General features: G+C 30.5%; 31 protein-coding genes. 13 read left to right on the forward strand and 18 right to left on the reverse strand.

Annotated features, from left to right (window positions below; translation table 11 throughout):
- The first annotated feature begins 1 nt into the window (after position 1).
- Positions 2 to 589, forward strand: coding sequence for an FMN-dependent NADH-azoreductase (locus ACTTBM_RS01530; RefSeq protein WP_075505866.1), 588 nt, complete (start codon positions 2 to 4; stop codon positions 587 to 589).
- Here ACTTBM_RS01530 and ACTTBM_RS01535 read toward each other — a convergent pair.
- Entirely contained in the window at positions 579 to 1,682 is a 1,104-nt protein-coding gene (locus tag ACTTBM_RS01535) for a TauD/TfdA family dioxygenase (protein ID WP_440634433.1), read from the reverse strand. The genes ACTTBM_RS01530 and ACTTBM_RS01535 overlap by 11 nt on opposite strands.
- A 67-nt stretch (positions 1,683 to 1,749) precedes the next feature.
- Between ACTTBM_RS01535 and ACTTBM_RS01540 the strand changes: the two genes are divergently transcribed.
- From ACTTBM_RS01540 to ACTTBM_RS01550, 3 genes are read left to right on the forward strand one after another with little or no spacing between them, the layout of a single operon-like run.
- On the forward strand, positions 1,750 to 2,553 hold the full coding sequence (locus tag ACTTBM_RS01540; RefSeq protein ID WP_440634434.1) for an inositol monophosphatase family protein: 804 nt from the start codon (positions 1,750 to 1,752) through the stop codon (positions 2,551 to 2,553).
- Positions 2,553 to 3,116 carry a DUF924 family protein gene (locus tag ACTTBM_RS01545; RefSeq protein WP_440634435.1) on the forward strand — a complete coding sequence of 188 codons (564 nt, stop codon included), beginning with the start codon at positions 2,553 to 2,555 and terminating at the stop codon, positions 3,114 to 3,116. Before ACTTBM_RS01540 ends, ACTTBM_RS01545 begins: the two co-directional genes overlap by 1 nt.
- Position 3,117: 1 nt before the next feature.
- Positions 3,118 to 3,489 (forward strand): DUF952 domain-containing protein, encoded by a 372-nt coding sequence (locus ACTTBM_RS01550; RefSeq protein ID WP_440634436.1) that lies wholly within the window; start codon positions 3,118 to 3,120, stop codon positions 3,487 to 3,489.
- On the opposite strand, the gene ACTTBM_RS01555 is transcribed toward ACTTBM_RS01550, so the two are convergent.
- From ACTTBM_RS01555 to ACTTBM_RS01590, 8 genes are all read right to left on the reverse strand, one after another.
- Positions 3,468 to 3,803: a DMT family transporter gene (locus ACTTBM_RS01555; protein ID WP_440634437.1), complete on the reverse strand. Its 336-nt coding sequence runs from the start codon at positions 3,801 to 3,803 to the stop codon at positions 3,468 to 3,470. The genes ACTTBM_RS01550 and ACTTBM_RS01555 overlap by 22 nt on opposite strands.
- 1 nt (position 3,804) lies before the next feature.
- Positions 3,805 to 4,137, reverse strand: coding sequence for a DMT family transporter (locus ACTTBM_RS01560; RefSeq protein WP_440634438.1), 333 nt, complete (start codon positions 4,135 to 4,137; stop codon positions 3,805 to 3,807).
- Positions 4,138 to 4,175: 38 nt separating this feature from the next.
- Positions 4,176 to 4,766 (reverse strand): 2-hydroxychromene-2-carboxylate isomerase, encoded by a 591-nt coding sequence (locus tag ACTTBM_RS01565; RefSeq protein WP_440634439.1) that lies wholly within the window; start codon positions 4,764 to 4,766, stop codon positions 4,176 to 4,178.
- Positions 4,767 to 5,087: a nuclear transport factor 2 family protein gene (locus tag ACTTBM_RS01570; RefSeq protein ID WP_440634440.1), complete on the reverse strand. Its 321-nt coding sequence runs from the start codon at positions 5,085 to 5,087 to the stop codon at positions 4,767 to 4,769. It lies immediately after the preceding gene.
- Between the two features lie 13 nt (positions 5,088 to 5,100).
- Entirely contained in the window at positions 5,101 to 5,424 is a 324-nt protein-coding gene (locus tag ACTTBM_RS01575; RefSeq protein WP_440634441.1) for a hypothetical protein, read from the reverse strand.
- Between the two features lie 26 nt (positions 5,425 to 5,450).
- Complete coding sequence (locus ACTTBM_RS01580) at positions 5,451 to 5,741, reverse strand: hypothetical protein (RefSeq protein ID WP_262590490.1); 291 nt, start codon at positions 5,739 to 5,741, stop codon at positions 5,451 to 5,453.
- A 14-nt stretch (positions 5,742 to 5,755) separates the two neighbouring features.
- Complete coding sequence (locus tag ACTTBM_RS01585; RefSeq protein WP_440634442.1) at positions 5,756 to 6,070, reverse strand: hypothetical protein; 315 nt, start codon at positions 6,068 to 6,070, stop codon at positions 5,756 to 5,758.
- 73 nt (positions 6,071 to 6,143) lie between these two features.
- A complete protein-coding gene (locus ACTTBM_RS01590; protein WP_075505876.1) occupies positions 6,144 to 6,572 on the reverse strand; it encodes a hypothetical protein in 429 nt (142 codons plus the stop codon).
- 162 nt (positions 6,573 to 6,734) lie between these two features.
- Here ACTTBM_RS01590 and ACTTBM_RS01595 point away from each other — a divergent pair, with 162 nt between their 5' ends.
- On the forward strand, positions 6,735 to 7,151 hold the full coding sequence (locus ACTTBM_RS01595; protein WP_075505089.1) for a hypothetical protein: 417 nt from the start codon (positions 6,735 to 6,737) through the stop codon (positions 7,149 to 7,151).
- Here the strand turns inward: ACTTBM_RS01595 and ACTTBM_RS01600 are convergent.
- Positions 7,148 to 8,149: a cysteine synthase A gene (locus tag ACTTBM_RS01600; RefSeq protein WP_440634443.1), complete on the reverse strand. Its 1,002-nt coding sequence runs from the start codon at positions 8,147 to 8,149 to the stop codon at positions 7,148 to 7,150. The two genes, ACTTBM_RS01595 and ACTTBM_RS01600, sit on opposite strands and share 4 nt — an antisense overlap.
- The gene (gene epsC / locus ACTTBM_RS01605; RefSeq protein WP_440634444.1) at positions 8,142 to 8,726 is read right to left on the reverse strand and encodes a serine O-acetyltransferase EpsC; all 585 of its coding nucleotides are present in this window, start codon (positions 8,724 to 8,726) and stop codon (positions 8,142 to 8,144) included. The genes ACTTBM_RS01600 and epsC overlap by 8 nt, the downstream gene beginning before the upstream one ends.
- A 73-nt stretch (positions 8,727 to 8,799) precedes the next feature.
- Here epsC and ACTTBM_RS01610 point away from each other — a divergent pair, with 73 nt between their 5' ends.
- The 6 genes from ACTTBM_RS01610 to ACTTBM_RS01635 all read left to right on the forward strand — a co-directional run bounded on the left by ACTTBM_RS01610 (position 8,800) and on the right by ACTTBM_RS01635 (position 14,265).
- A complete protein-coding gene (locus ACTTBM_RS01610; protein WP_145595791.1) occupies positions 8,800 to 9,210 on the forward strand; it encodes a VOC family protein in 411 nt (136 codons plus the stop codon).
- An 88-nt stretch (positions 9,211 to 9,298) separates the two neighbouring features.
- Positions 9,299 to 10,261: an ABC transporter substrate-binding protein gene (locus tag ACTTBM_RS01615; protein WP_262590496.1), complete on the forward strand. Its 963-nt coding sequence runs from the start codon at positions 9,299 to 9,301 to the stop codon at positions 10,259 to 10,261.
- 68 nt (positions 10,262 to 10,329) lie between these two features.
- Entirely contained in the window at positions 10,330 to 11,391 is a 1,062-nt protein-coding gene (locus tag ACTTBM_RS01620) for a quaternary amine ABC transporter ATP-binding protein (RefSeq protein WP_440634445.1), read from the forward strand.
- Positions 11,381 to 12,886, forward strand: a complete 1,506-nt coding sequence (locus ACTTBM_RS01625; RefSeq protein ID WP_440634446.1) for an ABC transporter permease — start codon at positions 11,381 to 11,383, stop codon at positions 12,884 to 12,886. Before ACTTBM_RS01620 ends, ACTTBM_RS01625 begins: the two co-directional genes overlap by 11 nt.
- A gap of 9 nt (positions 12,887 to 12,895) precedes the next feature.
- On the forward strand, positions 12,896 to 13,513 hold the full coding sequence (locus ACTTBM_RS01630; protein ID WP_440634447.1) for a LysE/ArgO family amino acid transporter: 618 nt from the start codon (positions 12,896 to 12,898) through the stop codon (positions 13,511 to 13,513).
- Positions 13,510 to 14,265, forward strand: coding sequence for an alpha/beta fold hydrolase (locus ACTTBM_RS01635; protein WP_440634448.1), 756 nt, complete (start codon positions 13,510 to 13,512; stop codon positions 14,263 to 14,265). Before ACTTBM_RS01630 ends, ACTTBM_RS01635 begins: the two co-directional genes overlap by 4 nt.
- A 55-nt stretch (positions 14,266 to 14,320) precedes the next feature.
- On the opposite strand, the gene ACTTBM_RS01640 is transcribed toward ACTTBM_RS01635, so the two are convergent.
- The 3 genes from ACTTBM_RS01640 to ACTTBM_RS01650 form a co-directional block, all read right to left on the reverse strand.
- Positions 14,321 to 14,686, reverse strand: coding sequence for a rhodanese-like domain-containing protein (locus ACTTBM_RS01640; RefSeq protein ID WP_075505893.1), 366 nt, complete (start codon positions 14,684 to 14,686; stop codon positions 14,321 to 14,323).
- 21 nt (positions 14,687 to 14,707) lie between these two features.
- Positions 14,708 to 15,988, reverse strand: a complete 1,281-nt coding sequence (gene hisD / locus ACTTBM_RS01645; protein WP_440634449.1) for a histidinol dehydrogenase — start codon at positions 15,986 to 15,988, stop codon at positions 14,708 to 14,710.
- 75 nt (positions 15,989 to 16,063) lie between these two features.
- Positions 16,064 to 16,975, reverse strand: coding sequence for a bifunctional enoyl-CoA hydratase/phosphate acetyltransferase (locus ACTTBM_RS01650; RefSeq protein ID WP_440634450.1), 912 nt, complete (start codon positions 16,973 to 16,975; stop codon positions 16,064 to 16,066).
- 80 nt (positions 16,976 to 17,055) lie between these two features.
- On the opposite strand from ACTTBM_RS01650, the gene ACTTBM_RS01655 reads away from it, so the two are divergent.
- A complete protein-coding gene (locus ACTTBM_RS01655; protein ID WP_440634451.1) occupies positions 17,056 to 17,904 on the forward strand; it encodes a bile acid:sodium symporter family protein in 849 nt (282 codons plus the stop codon).
- On the opposite strand, the gene ACTTBM_RS01660 is transcribed toward ACTTBM_RS01655, so the two are convergent.
- On the reverse strand, positions 17,897 to 18,847 hold the full coding sequence (locus tag ACTTBM_RS01660) for a MarR family transcriptional regulator (RefSeq protein WP_440634452.1): 951 nt from the start codon (positions 18,845 to 18,847) through the stop codon (positions 17,897 to 17,899). The two genes, ACTTBM_RS01655 and ACTTBM_RS01660, sit on opposite strands and share 8 nt — an antisense overlap.
- 121 nt (positions 18,848 to 18,968) lie before the next feature.
- Here ACTTBM_RS01660 and ACTTBM_RS01665 point away from each other — a divergent pair, with 121 nt between their 5' ends.
- Positions 18,969 to 19,166 carry a hypothetical protein gene (locus ACTTBM_RS01665; RefSeq protein WP_440634453.1) on the forward strand — a complete coding sequence of 66 codons (198 nt, stop codon included), beginning with the start codon at positions 18,969 to 18,971 and terminating at the stop codon, positions 19,164 to 19,166.
- Here ACTTBM_RS01665 and ACTTBM_RS01670 read toward each other — a convergent pair.
- From ACTTBM_RS01670 to ACTTBM_RS01680, 3 genes are read right to left on the reverse strand one after another with little or no spacing between them, the layout of a single operon-like run.
- Entirely contained in the window at positions 19,155 to 20,159 is a 1,005-nt protein-coding gene (locus ACTTBM_RS01670; RefSeq protein WP_440634454.1) for an Ldh family oxidoreductase, read from the reverse strand. The genes ACTTBM_RS01665 and ACTTBM_RS01670 overlap by 12 nt on opposite strands.
- A complete protein-coding gene (locus ACTTBM_RS01675; RefSeq protein WP_440634455.1) occupies positions 20,160 to 21,314 on the reverse strand; it encodes an epoxide hydrolase family protein in 1,155 nt (384 codons plus the stop codon). It lies immediately after the preceding gene.
- 3 nt (positions 21,315 to 21,317) lie between these two features.
- Complete coding sequence (locus tag ACTTBM_RS01680; RefSeq protein ID WP_440634456.1) at positions 21,318 to 22,805, reverse strand: aldehyde dehydrogenase; 1,488 nt, start codon at positions 22,803 to 22,805, stop codon at positions 21,318 to 21,320.
- Between the last annotated feature and the right edge of the window lie 212 nt (positions 22,806 to 23,017).

Genomic DNA, 23,017 nt, shown 5'->3' on the forward strand with positions numbered 1-23,017 from the left:
AATGAAAATTTATCAAATAGATTCAAGTGCTAGAAAAAAAGGCTCAACATCGAGAGCGTTAGCAAAAAAACTTTTGGAAAAAATCAAAAAACCAGAGGATGAAGTAATTTATAGAGACTTAGATGATGAAATGCTTTTTGTAAGTGGCTTAACAGAATCTGGAATGAAAATTGATGAGAAAGATCAAACTGAAGAACATAAGAAAATGTTTGAACTTTCTGACAAGCTTGTAAAAGAATTAAAAGAGAGTGATATTATTATAATTTCAGCTCCAATATATAATTACGGACCACCCGCAACTCTTAAAGCTTGGTCAGATTTAGCTGCAAGAATAGGGGAAACCTTTAAATTTAAACCTAATGGTAGAAGAGAAGGGTTATTAAAAAATAAAAAAGCATATCTTGTAATTACTTCTGGCGGAACAAAACTAAATAGCTCAGAAGATTTTTTAACGCCTTGGTTAAAATTTATTTTAAATTTTTTTGGAATTGAAAAAGTTGAAGTTATAAGCGCTGATCAAATGGCTTTAGACTATGAAAAATCTATTAGGGATGCAGAAGCTCAAATAGAAAATATTTCTATAGATTAAACTTTCTTTTTAAGTGTCTTAATTTTCCTTCGGTACTATCGTAGTCTATATAGCATCCTTGTAAAAATCTTTCTCCTTCATTAGCATCATAAACTGTTCGTCCATGAAGCAACCTATGATTATCCATCATCATTAAATCTTTTGGAGCAAGTTTAAATTCTATTCTATATTTATCTGAATTGTACATTTCAGACAGTTTTTTTCTTGCTTGATAGTATAAATCTAATTCTTCTTTATCTAATATTGGAACAAAATCTAATCTTGGACTAAATCTTACTTGTTTAAAATTTTTATGTTCATCTAATTCAATTAAAGGACACAAAGATTCTAAAATTACTTCTTTATCAATAAATTTAAATCTTACTTTTATTTCTGTTAAGATTTTATAATAATCAGGATAACTTTTCTTTAAATCTTCAGTAACAGTATATCCATCAACCAATGTAGAATATCCTCCTGAAACTTTACTCTCTATGCAATGCAAAAGTTGGATGCATGGGACAGGGTTTCGATATGGATTATCTGTGTGCGGTGCAAGAGCTAACGAAGTATATGCAAGATCATTAGGGTCAGGTTTTGATTTAACATCAAAATATTCTCCAAAGTTTGTTCGTCTAACACTGCCAATTGAGTTTGCAAACTCAACAATATAATTTTTAGTTGTTGGTATATTTTTAATTACAACAAACCCAAACTTATAGAAAGAAACGAGTAAGTCATGCATTTCTTTACTTTCATAAAAATTATCTTGATATTCAAAATTTTTGATATTGCTTAAACTGGAATCCCATTTAGTTTTTTCTATAGATTTTATAACTGTATCTTCTTTTGAGAATTCTAAAGCAATTTTACTAAGATTAAGCTTAGAACTAATTCCATCATTAAAGTTAACTTCTAAAAATTCCTCATGAATAGAAGCTTTATTAATGATTATATCATTGCTCAAACTAGTTGGGTCAAAAAGTCTTTGTTGAGTTCCTTTATCAACAAATTCTTCACCATCCACTCTTTCTCTTAACCAAAAAGGATGTATTTCTTTTTTTTCAGTACCGTTATTGAAGTAAACTTTATTTTCGTGAAGCTCAATTTTCATAAATAATACTTGAGCATTATTTAAAATTTAACTTTAATCAATATAAATTAAATAGTAAGAGTTCTTTGTGAATAATTTTGATACAAAAAAATATCCAGTATTTTCAAGTTTTTTAAACCAGTTAGCAAAAGATCTAACAAAATTTTATTACGCTAAGTTAGATAAGCCATTCAAGATTGCAAATAAGATGAAAGGTAAAGGTTACGATCCTGTAACTACATCTGATAAAGCTTTTGAAAAGTTTATAAGGTCCAAAATTTCTAAAAGATTTCCAGATCATCAAATTATAGGTGAGGAATACGGTCACAAAAATACTAAAAGTGAATTTTCATGGGTAATAGACCCAATTGATGGAACTAGATCGTATGTTGTTGGTAATCCTAGTTGGAGTAATTTGATTTCATTAAATTATAATGGAGAGCCAATTTTAGGATTAGCAAATTTCCCTAAAATGAAAAAATATTACTTAAATGTAAATAAAAACACCGCATACGTTTTTGAAAACAATAAAAAAAGAAAACTAAAAGTTAATTCTAAATTAAATTTTGCAAATTCGAAATTAGCTGCAGCTTTCCATAATCAATTGCCTTTAAAAAAACAGATGAAAATAAAAAAATTTATAGACCGTATGCAATTTCCTTGCTTTGATGCACTTACATATTGTCAGTTAGCAGAAGGTAGGATCGAAATAGTTTTTCAATGTGCAAATAAAATTTGGGATATTCATCCCTTAATTCCAATTATGAGAGCAGCAGGTGCAATTGTTACAACTTGGGAAAATAAAAATCCTGTAATAGGAGGAAATATTATTGTTTCCAACAATAAAATAAACCATCAAAAAGTTTTAAAATTGTTAAAGCCAGCTATTTAATGATACCAGAAAGAGCTCAAGTAATCCTAGATTTTTGGTTTAAAGAAACTCCTTTTGAGATGAGATTTAAGAAGGATGATAAATTTGATCGAAAAATAAAGGATAATTTTTTAAAAGATTATGAACTTGCTTGTCAAAATGAATATGATGATTGGCAGGATAATCCCATGAGCTGTTTAGCTTTGGTAATTTTGTTTGATCAATTTTCAAGAAATATGTTTAGAGATGATAAAAAAGCATTTGCTCAAGATCAAAAAACTAGATTGATAGTAAATGATGCAGTGTATTCTGGATATTTAGAAGCTATGAATGTTGACCAAAGATTTTTTATGCTTTTACCTTTAATTCATAGTGAAGAAATTAGTGATCATGAAATGGCTTATTACTTATTAAATAAATATTTAAGAGAACATGAAGGATACAATAAGATTAAAAAATTTTGGCAAGACCACACTAAAGCAATTAGACAGTTTCATAGATACCCACATAGAAATGAAATTTTAGGAAGAGAGTCTACTGAAGAAGAAATAGAATTTTTAAAAGGACCAAACTCTTCTTGGTAAAATGAATTTAGAATTTATTTTTAAAGTTATAGATAAAGAAGAATGGCAAAAAGCTAAACAATCTGGAACTTATGGTGGATCTGAAAAAGATATTAAAGATGGCTATATTCATTTCTCAGAGGAAGATCAGGTCGAAGAAACCTTAAAAAAACATTTTCCAAATAAAGAAAACCTTGTTTTGTTGAGAGTAAATGCTTTTAAACTTGAACACTTACTTTGGGAACAAGCATCAAATGGTGATATGTACCCACATTTATATTCTCCATTAGACACAAGAACTGTTGTTAATGAATATGAATTATCTTTAAATGAAGATGGAAGTTATCAACTTCCAGACATTTTAAAAAAATATCAATTTAATCGACCTAAGTAATTAACCATTACAACGCCAATAATAATTAAAGCAATTCCAATTAACCCATAAACATTGGGAACTTGATTAAATTTTAATACAGCAAAAAGAACAACTCCTGTTACTGTTAAGCCACTATAAATTGAATAAGCAAACCCAACAGGTATTGCATGCATAGCTTTTGCAATTGAAAACATTGTAATACACATAAAAAGGATACATAAAATTGAAGGAGTTAGTTTTGTAAAACCTTCAGAAATTTTAGCAAAACTATTTGAAGCTATTCCAAAAATTATACCATTAGCTAAAAATAAATATCCTATAAGAGGCTTCATATTATTTACTACCTAACAAATTAACCATTAAAACTCCAATAATTATAAATGCTAGTCCGATCATGGAGTAAAGGTTTGGAACTTGATTATATTTAATTACACCTACTATGACTGTTGCAATAATTGTTAATCCTGCAAATGAAGCGTAAGTGATACCCATTGGTATATTCTTCATCACCAACGAAAGTGCATACATGCACAGAACAATTGTAATTGCAGTAATTATACTTGGAAAGAGAAGAGTAAAACCTTCAGCACTTTTAGCAAAACTATTTGAGGTAACTCCTAGGAATACAGCAACGCCTAGGAACAAATATGAAGAAGCAAGACTCATTTAATAACTTTAAATGAATTTAATTAAAATATATATAATTATTTAAGAGACCATTTAATGGCATCTTCCATTCGATCATCTCCCCAGAAGACTTCATTGTTTACTATAAAAGATGGACTGCCAAAAATTTTATTTTCACGAGCTGAATTTGTGTTTTCATTATATTGTGCCTCTATAATTTCTGACTTTGCTTTAGATATTATGTCTTCTTTATTTAAATTTAATTCAGTACAAACTTCAGAAATGCTAGGATCAATTGCGGGTTCTTTACCCTCCTGGAACCATTTTTTATAAGTCAACATTACAAATTTTTCTCCCCAGCCTTCTTTAAATCCAAGAATTGCAATTTGATTTGCTAAATCAAATTCTGATAAAGGATAGGGAACTGGTGTTTTAGCAAAAAAACCATAACCCTCAGCTCTTCTTTCAATATCTCTCCACATATAATTAACTTTATCAATCTTATCCTTTGGAAATGGGATATTGTTCATTTCTTTCATGATTGCTCTAACTGAAAAAGGTTTCCAATTAAATTTTACTTGATGTTGTTTTTCAACATCAAGTATTCTAGTTACAGAAAGATAGGTATAAGTACTTCCTATCGAAAAATAAAAATCAATTTTACTCACTTATTTTGGCATAGGTGTAGCACCAGTTTCTAAACTAACAATTTTTCCATTGTCATATTTATAAACCGCCATTACAGCCTCAACATTTCCATCGTTAAATGTAACAAAAGCATGATGAATTCCAACTTCATCATTCTCGTAAACAATTCTAACTTTATCTTGATTGATGTCACCACTCATTGCCCATTTGATAACATCACTTTTTGTTAAAACATTTCCTGATTTATGCATTATAAATTTAAAATCATCATGCAAAAGCTCATTCATAGCTGCTTCGTCTTTATTTTTTAATGCAGCACTATATTTTTCTAAGATAGACATTTATTCCTTTCTTTTATTCACCTGGTTTTTTAAAGTTTTTTCCAGCATCTGCAGCTTTGTTGAAAGTTTTATTATAATCAAATACCTCATGAATCATAATATCTTCCATTAAACCTGCATTCATAATTGCAACTTTCATTCCAAGAACACTTTCGTAATCTCCTTCAATAACATTGATTACATCAAATCTTCCTCGAACCCACTCATAACTATGAAACTTTGCTCCAACAGTATCACAAATAGCTTTGATCGCTGCTCCTCTGTCTGCATTTGGATCGCTCTGCATTCTCAAAGCAAGATCACGACTAATCTTTCCAATAATATAAAATTTAGACATTTTTTCTCCTTAACCAATATTTTAATTTAACCTTTATACTGTTCAAGAAAGTCATCACTCATTGGAGTTGTTACATTTTTTTCTAAATCAACACCAGCTGCTGCTCTTTCTTTATGCAGTTCCTCATCATTTTTGAAACCTTGCATACCTTCCATCGTGTCAAATTTTACAATAGTTATGAATTTAGTATCATCACTCTTTTCAGTTCCAGCGTACAAAAATGTCATTCCATATTTTTTAACCTTCTCTGAATTATTGTGAACCATCGCTTTCCATTTAGCAAAAGTTTCTATTGGTCCTTCTATTTTTACTATCATATTTTTATTCCTTTCTAATATAGAGTTTGTACTACTTTTTTTACTCTATCTTCTCCATTAGGTACCGTTGAGTTTATAAATTCATGACAGGCATTAGTTTTAGCCTCGTCAAATTTAGATCCATAAAACTTATCAACAGCTTTGTTTACTCCTTCATCCCATTGCTTTTCAGGGACTCCAACTTCTAAGGCATAAGCTTTTAAAACTTTAACTGATGCCATAGATTTTTCTTTCATACTATATTCAAACGTTTCGCCAATTGGCAAGAAATAGTTAGCCATATAAATACCACTACATTCCCAAGCTTTACTCTTGTCACTATCAGACATATCGGCGTGTACAGAAGTTAGAAATAAAACACTGAATAAAGTTATTATTATTTTTATCAAAATTTTCTCCTTTCTATTCTATCGTGACAACAGTTGTTCCAGGAAATGTATATCCCACAACATAACTGAATAGCATTTGTTGAAATTCTTGTATCATAGGCCATTTGCTTCCAAGCTCTTGGTGATTTTGAAAACCAGCAGGATTTTCATAATACTCAGTTAAAATAAAATACATATTTCCAGTCATACCTTGTGAAGGATCTGCAGGATTATTCCATTCAGGTCCTTTGATAACTGAATATGAATTTAATTTTTTTTCACCAGTCATTGGATGAGTTTCTTTCATCCATTTATGGTGCGTTTTCAACATTTCTTCAACTTTAGCAACATCACTAGCTGGAACTTTCAAAGTAATAGCAAACGCATTTGCTTTTGCATGGCCGTCAGCGTTAGCAATTGTAGTAAATAAACTAAGTACCAAAACTATTATTATTTTTTTCATTTTATCTTTCTTTTTAATTATTAATTATAAGTAATCGAAGACTGTTACATATTCATGACAAAGTCTCTCGTGTTTATAACGCGCGTCAGTTATGCAATTAAGGAGAAAAAAATTGCTGATTATCTTGTTTTATCTGATGGTAAAATTTGATAGGGTTTTGTCATGATCGAAAAATTTAATGGTATTTTCTATTTAATAGTGTTCCTTGCACATTTTATTGGAATAGGTGTTTATTGTTTTCAAACTATTGTTGGAACTAAAAAATTCATGGACAAATTTGAAATAGATCATAGTGCGGCAGTCATTGTCAGATTTGTAGGAGCTTTAATGCTTGGATGGGTAATTATGGCTCTTTATATAATGTTTGTTAGACCAAACGGTGTTGAAGATACTTGGGCATTTTTTACATTAATAGTAATTATTCATGCATGTGTTTTTCTAACAAACTTTTATTCTATCAAAATTGATAAAACTGGAATAAATGAAAAAACTTCTAACGAAGGGATAATTGCTCCTGTTGTGTTTTTAATTTTGAGTTCTATTCTTTGCTACGGTTTGGCAGATAAAATTTACGTTTAAAACCAAGAAGGTATTGGCAAACCTTTTTCTTCCAAGAATTTCTTATTGAACATTTTAGTTGCATATTTATCGCTTCTGTCACAAAGAATAGTAACGATAGTTTTACCAGGTCCTAATTCTTTTCCCATTTTAATAGCTCCAGCAATATTTATTCCACAACTAGTTCCTAAACTTAGACCTTCATTTTGAATTAAATCATAAAGAATAGGTAGAGCTTCATGATCATCAATTGAGTAGGCGTCATCAATTTTAGCCTCACTAAAGTTTGCTGTAACTCTACTTGAACCAATTCCCTCTGTTATAGATCTTCCTTCAGATTTTAACTCTCCATTCTTTATATAATTATAAAGAGCAGAACCTTTGGGGTCTGAAAGGTAAATTTTGATATCTTTATTTTTTTCTTTTAATGCATTACTTACACCCGAAATGGTGCCCCCAGTTCCAGATGAACACACAAAACCATCTACTTTACCCTCAGTCTGTTCCCAGATCTCTTGACCTGTTCCCTCATAATGACCTTTTGCATTTGCAGTATTATCAAATTGGTTAGCCCAAATAACTCCATTGTTGTTTGAGGGTCTTAATTCATCTGCTAGTCTTGCAGCAACCTTTACAAAGTTATTGTCATCTTTATAAGGCTTCGGTTCAACTAATCTTAACTCAGCACCAAGGTTTCTTAGTAAATCTTTTTTCTCTTGAGTTTGATTGTCGTTCATTACAATAATAGTTTTGTAACCTAAAGAATTTCCTAAAAGACCCAAACCAATTCCAGTGTTACCGGCAGTACCTTCAACAACAGTTCCTCCTTTAGAAATCAATTTTTTTTCTTGTGCATCCTTAATTAATGCAAGTGCGGCTCTATCTTTTACAGATCCACCTGGATTTAAAAATTCTGCCTTACCATAAATATTACAACCAGTAATCTCTGATGCAGCTCTAAGTTTTATAAGAGGAGTATTTCCAATTCCAGAAATAAAATCGTTTTGTGTATTATTCATTTTCTGATTTTTTATCACTATCAGGAGTAATTCCGTAAGGTTTAAATTCACTATCAGCTATTCCAACATTCTTAGCAGGAATTCCAACCATCACTGCATTTTCAGGAACATCTTTTGTAATTACTGCGTTTGCTCCAATTTTTGCACATCGTCCAACAGTTACTGGACCTAACACCTGTGCTCCTGATCCAATAACCACTTCATCTTTAATTGTTGGATGTCTTTTCATATTTCTTTGATCATTTGAATTTATACTTGGTGCAATTCCACCCAATGTAACCATATGGTAGATAGTAACATTATCACCAATTTCTGAAGTTTCACCAATCACAACTCCCATACCATGATCGATAAATAAATTTTTTCCAATTTTTGCATTAGGATGAATTTCAATTCCAGTTAAGAATCTTGAAAATTGAGAAATGATTCTTGCAACCACATAAAATTTAGCAGTACTAAAAAAGTTTGCTATACGATGAAAGAATACTGCTTTGACACCTGGATAGGTTAAAATCAAACTAAGCTTTGATTTTGCTGCAGGATCTCTATCAATTATCGATTGTAAATAATCATTCATTGTATTTTATGCTCACTTGAAATTTTAATAAGTGGCTTATATAGTCATTATAATCTGATATTAAAGATTAATTATGTACAAAAACACTAATTGTTTTCATTTAGCTATACCTTGTGGTGATCTAGAGGTAGCAAAAAAATTTTATAGCGAGACTTTAGGATGCAGACTTGATAATTCTGCACAAGAGTGGGCTGATGTTGACTTTTGGGGTAATGAATTAACACTTCATAAAAGTGATCATAAATTAGATAATGAAAGACATGATGTGGACATGGGAAACGTGTCAGTACCCCATTTTGGTGTTCATTTATCTAGAAAAGATTTTGATGCACTTAAACAAAGATTAAAAGATAGTGGCACTAAATATTATGACGAACCATACTTAAGATTTAAAGGCACCAAGTATGAACAAGAAACATTCTTTGTAAAAGACCCTAATGAAAATATTTTAGAGATTAAAACTCTTACATCAAATCCAGAATAGTAGATATCAATTTTTTAGATACTTATTTTCTTTGACAGCATCTCTTAATTAGAGATAGACTTTATTTTTAAATAATTAAGGAGCAATAATGAAAATAATCAAATCTACACTTGTAGCTGGATTAATTTCAATTTTATCAATTTTCTCTGCTAACGCAGAAAAAGTTAAAATTGGAGATCCAGGTTGGACAGGTGCAACTGCAATTGCAAATTTACTTGCTGCAGTAGTTATAGACAAAATGGGTGGTGAAGCAGAATTAGTTCCTGGAAACAATACTGCAATTTATGCAGCAATTGACAGAGGAAAAGGTGAAATCGATGTTCACCCTGATATTTGGTTACCAAACCAAGAAGCTTACACTAACGATTTAGTTCCAAAAGGAACTTTAAAATTAAGCAGCAAACCATATGAAGGAAACCAAGGTTACTGTGTTTCTCAACAGTTTGCAAAAAAAATGAATATTACAGCAATTGAAGACTTAGCTAGACCAGAAGTTGTTAAAGCAATGGACAGTGATGGAAATGGTAAAGGTGAGTTTTGGATTGGTGCTGATGGTTGGGCTTCTGCAAATGTTAACCAAGTTAAATTAAGAGACTATGGTTTATATGATGCTGGTATCGAAGCGGTTAGAGCTGCTGAAGCAGTTAAAAATGCAAGAGTACTAGACTCAATCAAAAAAGGTGAAGGTTATGCATTCTATTGTTACAAGCCTCATGCAATTTGGGGAATGGCTGACGTAGTAATGTTAACAGAACCAAAATATGATCCTGCTAAATATAAAATGATTCAACCTAAAGCAGATGCTGACTGGTACAAGAAATCTTATGTTGCATCAAAAGATGCTCTTAAGCAAATCCAAATCGGTTGGGCTACTTCTTTAGAGAGTCAATCACCAGCAATTGTAGAATTCTTTAAGAATTTTCAATTAACAGCTGATGATGTTTCTGCAATGGCTTATGCAGTTTCAGTTGAGAAAAAAGATCCAGCTGATGTAGCAAGAGCTTGGATGGAAGCAAATAAATCAACTGTAGACGGTTGGTTAGGACTATAATCTAAATCAAAATCTATACTCGGCAATTTAAGATTGCCGAGTATATTTTCCTATAATAAAAGACAAAAATGGATTCATCGAGTTCAGCAATACAAATTCAAAATGTTTGGAAAGTATTTGGCAATACTTCTAAAGAAGCATTAGATGCAATCCAAAATAAAAAAATTTCAAAAACAGAAGCTTTAGAAAATTACAACTCAGTTATTGGAGTTTCAGATGTTTCATTTGATGTTAAACAAGGTGAAATATTCTGTGTTATGGGGCTTTCTGGAAGTGGAAAGTCTACATTAGTAAGGCATATCAATAGACTTTTAGAACCAACATCAGGCAAAATTTTAATTAATGGTCAAGATGTAATGGCCTTAGATAGAGAAAACCTTCAAGAATTAAGAAATAAAAAAATAGGTATGGTTTTTCAAAACTTTGCACTCATGCCTCACAGATCTGTTGTTGATAATATTGCAATGCCGCTTGAGATAAGAGGTGTAAGCAAAAATGATAGATTAGATGCTGCAAATAAAATTTTAGAAATTGTAGAGCTACAAGGTTGGGGCAATAAGTTTGCTCACGAACTATCTGGGGGAATGCAACAAAGGGTAGGTCTTGCAAGAGCACTAGCAGCTGATCCTGAATTTCTTTTGATGGACGAACCTTTTAGCGCATTAGATCCACTGATTAGAAGACAGCTTCAGGCTGAATTCATCAAACTCTCAAAACAAATGAAAAAAACCACAGTATTTATTACTCATGATTTAGATGAAGCGGTAAGAGTAGGACACAGAATTGCAATTATGAGAGACGGAAAAGTAATCCAAATAGGTACACCCGAAGAAATAGTTGTAAGTCCTGCAGATGAATATGTTGCTGATTTTGTAAAAGGAATTTCAAGACTAAAAGTTGTTCAAGCAAAAACAATCATGCAATCCATTGAGAGTTATGAGAGTGCTAATGGAAAATTAAATGAAAACAGCAAAAGTGTTGGAGAAAATGAATTATTAAGTAAGCTCATTGAGTTATCAAAATCTAGCGAAGGACCATTGGTAGTTAAAGATAGTAATCAAAATAATGTTGGTGTGTTAACACAATCAGATCTTTTAAAAGCGGTTATAGAGGGTGGAGATGGAGAATAAACAAATTCATAATCCAACCAGATCAGAATTAATTACAGATTTTGTAAAATCTAATCCTGAATATTATATTAAAGAATTTCAAAAAATTGGAAGCAAGCCTTCTTTTTCATTTTCATTTAATTTGTATGCTGGAATTCTAGGACCTATTTGGTTTGGAATGAGAAATATTTGGAATTGGGCTTTAGCCTTTCTAATTATTGAAACCTTTTCTGTTGTTCAAATAATAAGAGGTTTGTTTGGTAATATCACTAAAGAAGCTGTAGAAAAAATCAAACAAGTTGAATCAACTATAGCTTTTAGAAACAAACAGTTAGAAGCAGCTATTACAAATAATCCAGACAAAGTTGAGGTTTATAAAAGAAATATCAAATCACTAGAAGATGCAATGCAAGGCTACATAGATGAAGTAGCAAGGATTGAGGCATCAGCTATTTGGATTACAATTTTTGGTATTGGATTATTAATTGCCGTTAAAGTTGTTCAAGGAATACTAGCCAACTCGATATTAGAAAAAAGATATTCAGAATGGTTATCAGACAAAACTCTAAGACCTGGAATGCAAGTTAAGAATTTTGTCTCGAGTACAATGTTTGCTGCAGTTATTATGTTTTTTTCTGTAGTGCATTATAGTTTTCCTGGTGTAATTTCATTAATGGATGATTTCCCAACCCATCCTGATATCCGGTTAACATCAATAAAATGGGTAGAAACGATCTTCGATTATGCAGTATTAAAAGGAGATGCATTGTTTACTGCAATCACTATTGGTATTAGATCAGTACTAGATTTCTTAGAGTTGCTATTTGTAAAAACTCCATGGATAGTAATTATTACAACTATTGTAACCTTAACTGGATTAGCGGCAGGACCTAGAGCTGCAATATATTCGGCAGGATTTTTATGTTACATGGGATTTTTAGGTTTCTGGGTTAAAGCAATGACAACATTAGCTCTTTTAGGAACAGCAGCAGTGTTAAGTATTGTAATTGGTATTCCTCTTGGAATTTTTTGTGCAAGGAGACAAAGATTTTATTCAATGATCAGACCAATTATGGATTTCATGCAAACAATGCCTGCTTTCGTATTCATGATTCCTGTAATAGCATTTTTTGGAACTGGAAAAGTCGCAGCAGTTATTATTACAATGATATTTGGTGGAACACCTGTAGTTAGACTAACAGTTCTTGGCTTAAGAGGAGTACCTGAAACAATTAGAGAAGCTGCAATCGCTTATGGGGCATCTAAATGGTATTTGCTTAGAAAAGTAGATCTACCATTAGCAACTCCATCTATATTAGCAGGTGTTAATCAAACAGTAATGTTAAGTTTAGCTATGGTAGTTGTTGCATCATTAATCGGTGCCAAAGGTTTAGGTCAAGATGTATTAGAAGCACTTCAGTATGCCAATGTAGGACAAGGTATTTTAGCAGGTGTTGCTATATTATTTGTAGCTCTTATTCTAGATAGAGTTGTTCAGGGTAGAAAAAGAGTTTAAGAAAAATCAATGGAATATGTATTATTAGGTTTTTTAACCAGCTTAAGTTTAATTTTAGCAATTGGTGCTCAAAACATATTTGTAATTGAACAGGGTTTAAAAAAACAGCATGTATTTTTAGTTTGTTTAGTATGTTCTGTTTCAGATTTAATATTAATTTTTGTTGGAATTTTTTTATTTCATTTTTTCAACCAATTTTTTAATCCAATAGTAGAATTTATTTTCAATCTTCTTTTAGTAGTTTTTTTAATTCATTTTATTTATTCAAAAATTAAAACTCATTATAAAGAAGTTAATTTTCAAATTAATTTTAGTGCAATATCTAAGTTAAATATTTTTTTAAAAACATTAGGTTTCACATATTTAAATCCACATGTTTACTCAGATACAGTTTTTATTCTTGGAAATTTCTCTAAAAATTATTTATTAAATCAAAAATTAGCATTTGGGATAGGAGCATCTTTTGCTTCATTTTTGTTTTTCTTTACTTTGGGATATTTATCAAATTATCTATCTAAGTATGCTAATGACAAAAAAATATGGCAGGTAATAAATATTTTCATCATAGCTTTTATGAGTTTTTTAGTTTTGTTTATTTTAAAGGAAATGATAATTAAGTTTTTATGAGTGATATCTTTGTAGATGATAAAGGAGAAGGTTTTCCATTTGTTTTAGTGCATGGATACTTAGGTTCATCAGAAATGTGGTGCTTTCAAAAAGATTACTTTTCAAAAAAATTTAGAGTTATTGCTCCTGCACTTCCTGGTTTTGGTGAAAGTCATAATGCGCAATCATTAAATTCTATTAATGCGATGGCAAAAAAAATAATTGAAATACTAGATGAAAAAAAAATCGAAAAATTTAATTTAATTGGACATTCTATGGGTGGAATGATTGTTCAAGAAATAACAAAATTAATAGGTGACAGAGTTAATAAATTAATCTGTTTTGCAACAGGATCTATTGGAGATATTCCAGGTAGATTTGAAACTATGGACGAAACACGAGAGAAACTTAAGAAAGAAGGTGCTGAAGCATCATTTTCAAGAGTTCCACCTAAATGGTTTGTAAAAGGAGATAAAGACAAAAATTATTTTTTATGTTCCAATGCAGTTAAAAATGTTTCATTAGAAACTGCTGATAACGCCTTACTTGCAATGAAAAATTGGAGAGGTATTGATAATTTGAAAAATATTAAAAATGACACCTTAATTATATGGGGTGACAAAGATATCTCTTATAATTTTGAACAGGTCGATACATTAAATAAAAATATTGAAAATAGTCGACTAGAAATATTTGAAAATTGCAGTCACAATGTTCACTTAGAAGAACCAGATAGATTTAATATTCTGGTAAAAGATTTTATCTCAGAATAATATTTTTTTAAGCTTACTTAATTTTAATACTTTAGTTTTGAGATTTGTCTGACTACTAATCTTTTAATTTATCCCACTCTGACATACCGCCAGTAATATTTTTAACATTCTTAATTCCCATTTCTTTCATTGTTTTTGTAGCAAGAGTTCCTTGTCCACCTAAACCACAAAATACAACATATTCTTTGTCAGGATTATTTTTAAAAGTATCGTTTTCAATAGGGCTTCCTTCAGCTAAATAAAATTCTAGCAAACCTCTATCTAAATGCATTGCATTTCCAATAGTTCCTTTAGAAAAGCTTTCTTTATCTCTAACATCAATAAATTGAACATTAGGATCATTTAATTTCTTTTTAGCTTCTTCAGCAGTGATGTTTTCAATTTCATTACTGACGCTCATTACTTCTTCAAATTTTTTCATTTTAACTCCTAATAAGTATTTTTAATAACCGTATTTTTTAAGCCTAACGTCACCAGTTCTTGCATGAGCTTCCATACCTTCGTATCTAGATATTCTGGCAGCTGCTGCACCAACTAGCTCTGTAGATTCTTTTGTCATTCTTTGAAAACTTAAAGTTTTAATGAATTTACCAACAAAAAGACCTCCAGTGTATCTGCCAGCACCTTTTGTTGGCAAAATATGATTTGTTCCAGAACATTTATCTCCATAAGCAACTGTTGTTTCTTCTCCAACAAATAGAGAACCATAATTTGTAAGTCTTTTATGAAACCATTCTAGATTTTCAGTTTGTACTTCTAAATGCTCAGGAGCATATTCATCACTAATTTTAACCATCTCCTCATCAGTGTCACAAAGAATTACTTCTCCATAATCTCTCCATGCTGCATCAGCATTTTGCCTTGGAACCTCTGGTAGTTCTGCAATTAATTCAGGGACTCTTTTCATTACTTTTTCTGCAAGGTCTTTGCTTGTTGTGTATAACCAACATGGTGAGTTATACCCATGTTCTGCTTGACCCACTAAGTCAACTGCAACTATTTCAGGATCTGCTTTAGCATCAGCAATAATTCCAATTTCAGTAGGGCCTGCAAATAAATCAATCCCCACTTTTCCAAATAATATTCTTTTTGCTTCAGCTACAAATTGGTTACCAGGTCCTACAATTATATCTGCTGGAGGATTATTAAATAATCCATTTGTCATTGCAGCAATAGCTGGAACTCCACCTAAATTTAAAATTACATCTGCTCCACATAAATCAGCTGTATAAACAATTGTTGGATGAGCTCCAATACCTTCTTTTGGCGGGCTACATGCAATAATATTTTTAACACCAGCAACTTTAGCGGTAGTTACACTCATTACAGCAGATGCAATATGAGCATATCTTCCTCCTGGTATATAGCAACCAGCAGTGTTAACAGGAATTAACTTTTGACCGGCAAACAAACCATCAGATAATTCTACCTCAAAATCTTGACCATAGTTTTTAAGCTGAGCTTCAGCAAATTTTCTAACTCTATCATAAGAAAATTGAATATCGTCTTTTGTTTTTTGATCTAGAGTTTTCTTAATCTCTTCAATTCTCTCCTTGGAAACAATTATTTCACCATCGTATTTGTCAAATTTTTTTGTTAAATCAATGCATCCTTGTTCTTTTGTTTTTTCTAAATCATTTAATAGATCCTGAACAATTCCAGTTGTCTTATTATCATCTGTCGAAGATGTTTTTGGTGATTTTTTTAGATATTGTATAGTCATTGAATGTTTCCTTTTTTTTGAGAATATTTATTTAAAGTATAAAAGATATTAATTCAATTGATTAATAATTTTAAATTAGTCTAAAGCTACTACTGCCGCAGCTATAGATGCTAATCTTGCTTGCGCTTCATCTGATCTACTAGTTATTACAACCGGGACTTTTCCTCCTACCACAACTCCTGCAGCACAGGCACCCATAAAATAAATCATCATTTTAACTAGAGCATTTCCAGTTTCAACACTTGGAACCAACAATACATCAGCTTCTCCTGCAACTAAATTTTTAATACCTTTAATTCCAGCAGATTTTTTAGAAATACTGTTATCAAATGCTAAAGGTCCAAACACATCTGCATTTAAATTTTCCTCTTTAGCAAGTTTTGTTATTTCAGCAGCTTCAATTGAACTTGGTACACTTTCTAAAACTTCTTCTGTTGCAGACAATACAGAAACTTTTGGTCTTTCAATTCCAATACGATTTGAAAAATTTATTACATTTTTCAGGATATGCATTTTAGTTTTAACATTTGGCAAAACATTTAAAGCACCATCTGTTATTATTAATGGCTTATCTTCTTTTTCAACTGTCATATGCCAGATATGACTTAATCTAGTTTTACCTAATAAGTTGTATTCTCGCTTTAAAACTTCTTTCATTAGAACGTCAGTATGAATATGTCCTTTAACAATTATTTTAACTTTATCTTCACTTGCAAGTTTAGCTGCAATTTTTGCCGTATTGTTTTCAACTGGCTCATGGATAAGTTCGTATTTTGATATATCCCAACCAAGGTCTTCAGCACATTTTTGTATTTCAACTTCATGACCGATAAAAACTGGTTCAATTAGATTTTCATTTACAGCGTCTTGAACAGATAACATGGGTAGGGGTTTACCAGCATTTACTACTGCAACCTTAACTCCTTTTTTACTATGAGCTATATCTAATAGTTTATTTGGACAGACAATTTCTTTGTTTGAGAGCATTTTTTACAAATATAGTATAATTAAAATATGTATATAGAAATAATATACGAAAAAGTTATAATTTATCTGAGATTTAAAACATGGAAATAGTTACTAAAATAGCACCATTAGCTTTAGCATTGATAATGCTTGGCCTAGGACTTGGTTTATCTGTAAAAGATTTTACGAGAGTAATTAGAAATCCAAAAGATTTTTTAATCGGAATAATTTGCCAATTAATTCTTTTACCAATTGTAGCTTACATATTGGTATTAATTTTAAGACTACCCGTTGAAATATCTTTAGGTTTAATGATTATAGCTGCTGCACCAGGAGGTGTTACATCAAATGTTCTTACTAAATTTGCAGATGGAGATGTGGCTTTATCAATTTCTTTAACAGCTGTTGGAAGTTTAATTAGTATTATTTCAGTTCCATTTATAGTTTTTACTTCAGCTGGAATGCTAGGGGTTACCGAAATCTCTAAAGAGATTACTATGACTGGGATTGCATTAAAAATGGCTTTAGTTGTAACTGTTCCAGTGATTATAGGAATGGTTATAAGAGGATTTACAGAAAATTTTATCTCTTCAAATATTAACATCGTCAATAGAACCACTAGTTTATTATTTGTTATTGTGTTTGCAGCAATATGGATTGAGGAAAGAGAAAATATTTTTAATTATTTAGCTCAAGCTGGAATAGCAGTTTTAGTTTTAAATATAGTGATGATGATTTTAGCTTTTTATATTGCGAAAGCTTTTGCAACTGGTGTTGCTCAGAGAAAATGTATTTCTTTAGAGTGTGGTCTTCAAAATGGAACTTTAGCAGTATTTGTTGCAACTCAAATTTTTAATGATGTTGCTTACATGATACCAACAGCCGCTTATGCTTTAGTCATGTATATTACTGGATTTATTTTTATATATATTTTAGGAAGATCTAGCTAATTGTTGCTTTATTCAAAATTTTATAAATTAATTCTGAAATTTCCTTTATTGTTTGTTCTTGTATTTTTTGAGTTTTTGAAAATACCTTTTTTTCAATATTAACTGAAATTAATTTTTTTTGATCCATTTTAGCATAGCCTTTTTTGATTAAAGAATTTACTTTTCTAACAACAGTTGGTCGCGGAATACCTGTAATGTCTGAAATAGACATAGAATTCAATCCAACCTTGTCTGCATAAGATATTCTCTTTCTCCAGATTTCAATATCTATATCTTGAATAACTAAATCTTTATTTGACGATGCATTAGATATGATAAGTAAGGCTATACATAATGTTTCCAAATCACCCAATTCTTTCCTCCATCGAAAATAGTAAGAAAAAATAAATTTATAAAATTCGTACCAACAAAAAGAAAAATGTTGCTTAATACCATCTGATATTTCAGTTGAAGAAAAAGAGTTTTGAATTTGATTTTCTTGTTTCAAAATTTTTGAAGAAATAGATATTAAATATGATATATTTTTTAATCCACTCTTTGGCCGTACCGTTTCATAAGCGGATCTATCAATAAAAATTTTTTTTCTTGTTCGTTTAATTACGCCAATTTTTTCTAGATAAATAATCTTTCTTCTTACACTTTCTTTGGGAATTTGAAGATCTCTAGAAATTTCAATAATTTTAATTTCTTCGATTTCTAAAGTTTCATCTTTATAAAAGGTGTTGTAATCGACCTGAATTCCATTTCTTCTATAGAATTTAAAAACATTATTAACGAAATAGATCAGGATCATATACATCTCTATGTCTTTAAAATTTGAATAAGCATTGATTATCCATTCAGATACAAATTTATAAAAAAAAGGAACGAAATTATTAAATTTTTTATTGATTGCTGATGTTACTTTTTTTTCATCAAGTGCTTCAGATATACTTGGTATCATGCTCATAATTTAAAAAAACCCAATATGGACAACATATATATTAGTGTCAACCCATTTTGGACATTCCTAGTATGTAATAATGTAAATAGTAATGATTAAGTGATGTTGTATTTAAAAAATTATGAGTACAGAAAGCTTAAATAGAACATCTGTTGAAATTGAGAACCCCTCTCAAAATATTGAAGCTCCACAAAGAGTGAATGTGGATGTTCTAAAGCAAAGACTTCTTGAAGAGAAAAAAAAAGAAAAAGTTAAAAGAACAATCATCGTTTCTTCTGTTGTTGCTTGTTTAGGAGTTTTAACTTTTTTAACTTATTAAAGTTTCTAAATCTTTTTTAATAATATCTGGAATATTGATTTCTTTTTTTAGATTTTGTTTGTAACGATTAAATTTGTTTTGTCCTGGATACATTATTTCTTTAACACCTTTGATTTTAGGAAGTTTTTTAATTGTTTTAATATTGTCTTTAATTCTTTGATTATAATTTTTTTGAAATAGGTTTGCTTTAAAAGTTATAAATAAATGTCCTATATTTTGTGGTCCTGAAAAATCATCAAAAGGATCTTTAACTCGACCTGCATGATTTCCTCCAGTTAGTACACCACTTAAAATATCTACCATCCAAGCAAGTCCTGAACCTCTAAAACCAGCAATAGGTAACTGAACTCCTTCTAATGCTTTTTTAGCATCAGTAGTTGGTTTTCCAAATTTGTCTAAGGCAACACCTGCAGGAATTGTTTGATTGTTTCTTGCAGCAACTCTAATTTTACCTCTGTTGATCATTGAGATCGAGGTATCTAAAATAAAAGGAATTTTAGAACCAGTAGGGGTTCCAAAACAAATTGGATTAGTTCCAAATAAAGTTTTTAATGCACCATGAGGGGCAACTGCTGGAGGAGCATTTGTATAAATCATTGCTATTAAATTCTTCTTAACTGCTTGTTCTGCGTAATAACCTGATAAACCATAGTGACCACTATTTTTTACCGCAACCATTCCTATTCCAGTTTTTTGAGCATGTTTAATTGCAGTTTTAATTCCAAGATCAGCAGCAACAAATCCAATACTATTATTTGCATCAATATGAGAAATAGAAGATGAAATTTTTTTAATTTTTATTTTTGGTTTTGGATTAATTACTTTTTTAGAAATACGGTCACAATACATTTTAAGTCTAGATAAACCATGACCATAAGCACCAACTAGTTCCGCATTAATTAAAGCATTAGCAGAAATTAAAGCATGATCTTTACTTAAACCAAACTTTTGAAAAATTTTAATTACTTGTTTTTTTAATAGGGGTGTTTTCACTTATTTGAATATTTTTAAATCTTCGTTAAAAAAATTTTTAATATCATTAATTAATAAATTTGGAACCTCTAAAGCTGCAAAATGACCACCTTTGGGAAATTTTTTCCATCTTTTAATATTAAAAATTCTATTCACATAAGATTTTGGAGGCCATTCTAGCATTTCTTTTGGAAATTCTGCTATTGCTGTTGGGACATTTATTTTTTTAAAGTTTTTTGGAAAAGACCTGCCGCCTTCTTTTCTTCTTCCAAAATAAATCCAAGCAGCAGTATTAAAACTATTTGTAATAATATAGATCATTATGTTTGATATTAATTCATCATTTGAAAATGTTTTTTCTATCTTGCCTTTGTTTAGGTGGGACCAACCATGAAACTTTTCTAAAATCCATGCTGCTGTTCCGACTGGACTATCTATCATTGCATAAGACAAACTTTGGGGTTTAGTTGCTTGTTGAGTCCTGTAGCCTTCCTGCATTATTTGATCAAAATTGAATTTTTTTTCCCATTTTTTTTCTTTATTATTTCTTGGTCCTTTTGGATGTCTGATTGGTAAACAATTAATATGAATTCCCTTACAATTTTTTGCACTATCAAGACCAATCCATGCAGCAATAGTCGCTCCCCAATCCCCACCTTGAACAATATAATTTTTATGACCTAAATTTTTGACCATAAATTTATTTAAAATTTTTCCAATCCTCCTTGGACCTAAAGCTTTTTTAATCGGAGTTGAAAAACCAAATCCTGGTAAAGAAGGCACAATTACATCAAAACCATCTTCAATTTTTCCACCATATTTTTCAGGATGAGCAAGCTTTGGAATGATATCAAAAAACTCAATTACACTGCCAGGCCATCCGTGCAAAAGTAATAATGGTCTTGATTTAGGGTTTTTACTTTTTTCAACAATAAAATGCAGATTTATACCATCCACATTAGTTTTGTAGTTTTTAAAAGAATTAATTTTGTTTTCAAATTTCTTCCAATTATATTTTGAAACCCAGTATTGAGAGATTTTTTTTAAATAATTATAATTAGTTCCATACTCCCATCCATTTACATTTTGCATCATGTTCCATGGATAGGCTCTTACTTTTTTATAAATAGTATTAAGTGTGCTTTTAGGCACACTTATTTTGTATGGTTTGATCATTAATTAATTATGACTTATCCAAATAGTTTTCGTTTGAAGGAATGAATTTAAAGCTTCAGTACCTTGATCTCTGCTTAGAGAACCTGATTGCTTATATCCTCCAAAAGGAGTTTTAATATCTCCTTCAGAAAAAGTATTCACTGATACAGTTCCACAAGGTAAACTTTTAGCTAAATGAAATGCTCTGTTTATGTCTTGAGTAAACACACTTGCATGCAAACCGTATTTAGAATTACTTGCAATTTTCAATGCCTCCTCATCGTTTTTGACAGTTAAAACGCCAAGCACTGGTCCAAAAATTTCCTCTTGAGCGATAGTCATATTTTCCTTTAACCCATCAAATAAAGTTGGTTTTGCATAAAAACCCTTTTGTTTCTTACTGGAAACACCACCGGATAAAAGTTTTGCACCCTCATCAATACCTGTTTGAATATATCCATCAACAGTTTGTAGGTGACCTTTTGAAATCATAGACCCCATATTTGATTTGAGATCTAATGGATCTCCAACTTTTAACTTTTTAACTTTTTTAATAATTTTATGTAAAAATTCATCTTTAACTTTCTTATGAACTATCTGCCTCATATTGGCTGAACAGTTTTGTCCACCATTCCAAAATGCTGAATTCATAGCATTATCTATTAAGTCATCTGTAATTTTAGCATCTTCTAATACTATAAATGGACTTTTTCCTCCCATCTCTAATGCAACAGGTTTTAAATTACTTTCACTTGCGTATTTTAAAAAGTATCCTCCAACCTCAGTTGAACCAGTAAAAGAAACTGCATCAACATCTTTGTGTCGACCTAAAGCTTCACCAACATCACCATAACCTGGAAGTACATTTAAAACACCATCTGGTACGCCAGCTTCTTTTGCAATTTGAGCAACTCTAATAGCTGTGAGTGGTGTATCTTCTGCTGGTTTAATTATCACTGAACAACCAGCTGCAAGTGCTGGGGCCATTTTCCATACCGCCATCATTAAAGGAAAATTCCAAGGAACAATTCCAGCAACAACACCAATTGGTTCTTTAACAATTAAACTAGTAATAGAAGGTTCTGTTGGACCAACTTTTCCAAATACTTTATCGATTAATTCTCCATACCACTGAAAATGCATTGGAGCATCATTTGCAACTTCATTAATACAATCAGCAATAAGTTTACCTGTGTCTATACATTCTAAAACTGAATTTTCATCGCCATGTTTTCTAAGTAACTCAGCAAATTTTAATAAAACTTCTTTCCTGTGTTCAGGTGAGCTTTTAGACCACACTCCACTATTAAATGCCTTTCTTGAAACTTTAACTGCTAAATCAACATCCTTATGATTACATTTTGCAACAGCACAAAGTTTTTTACCAGTTGCAGGATTTATTGTTTCAAATTTTTGTCCATCAATAGCATTTACATATTTACCATTAATAAATGCTCTTCCTTCAAATTTAATTTTACTAGCTATTACTTTATATTTGTTACCTGAACTCATAAATTTTTCCTATATTGAATTTATTTTATTTATTAAATTTAATCTAAGGCTCCTAAAGATTAAAATAAATAGATTTACAAAAACATTAATCATACAATTCAAAACTGCATCACTATAAAATAATTTTATAATAACTACTTTTTTTCTATACTTCTAACTTAAAGTTAATTAGGCTTCAATTAATTTAAATTGATAATTTAATTAACTAAAGG

Origin of the sequence: Candidatus Pelagibacter sp. HIMB1746, from assembly GCF_052047555.1 — a bacterium.
Taxonomy (GTDB): Bacteria; Pseudomonadota; Alphaproteobacteria; order Pelagibacterales; family Pelagibacteraceae; genus Pelagibacter.